The organism is Vibrio sp. 704, assembly GCF_033339295.1.
On the sequence record NZ_JAWOUH010000593.1, the window covers coordinates 1 to 631 of the forward strand.

A 631-nucleotide genomic window follows, 5' to 3' on the forward strand; every position below is an offset into this window, starting at 1 on the left:
GACATTGGTGTGTAGGTCACTTCACCTGTATCTGGATTAACTTGGCGACGGTCTTTGATGGCAACTGAAACAGTTTGACGCGCCACGGTGCCCGTTTGCTTACGCTCATGGCTAATCGTGGTATCTAGCTCGAAGTTGCGGGTCGATTCTTTACGTACAGAGCCTTGCCCCATTACCGAGCCGTCTTTCATTTGCGCGACATCTTGCGGAATAGAAGCATCCGCCGGAGGCTGATTACTAAGCGCACCCGGAATGCCTGCTACCATGTTGCCGTTGTTGTAATCTTCTAGCGCGTACTCGCTGCGGGTCGATGGCGTATTTGGGTCGAAACGTTTACGAGTTTGCTCAACCGCACTGAAATCCATTTGGATATCCACTTGCGCGGTGTAGTTACCAAAACCAAGAATAGGCAACAGAACAGAGTCGATTTTTTCACGCAATGCTTGTTCTTGGCTGCGTTCTAACTCTTGCTCTTTACGACGCGCGGCAGATGCCGGATCTTGCGAACCAGAGCTCAACAAACGGCCATGCTGATCCGTGACGGTAATGCGCGATGTCTTCATGCCTGGAACGGCGCTCGCGACCATATCGACAATCGAGTCCACTTCTTGCTGCTTGAGGTTGGCGCCTG

At 52.0% G+C, this 631-nt stretch carries 1 protein-coding gene; it reads right to left on the reverse strand.

All coding sequences use genetic code 11. The features are described 5' to 3' along the window. Window positions 1-631, reverse strand: a 631-nt coding sequence (locus R7R24_RS27935) for a flagellar M-ring protein FliF C-terminal domain-containing protein (protein ID WP_318120326.1), incomplete at both ends; no start/stop codon positions are given.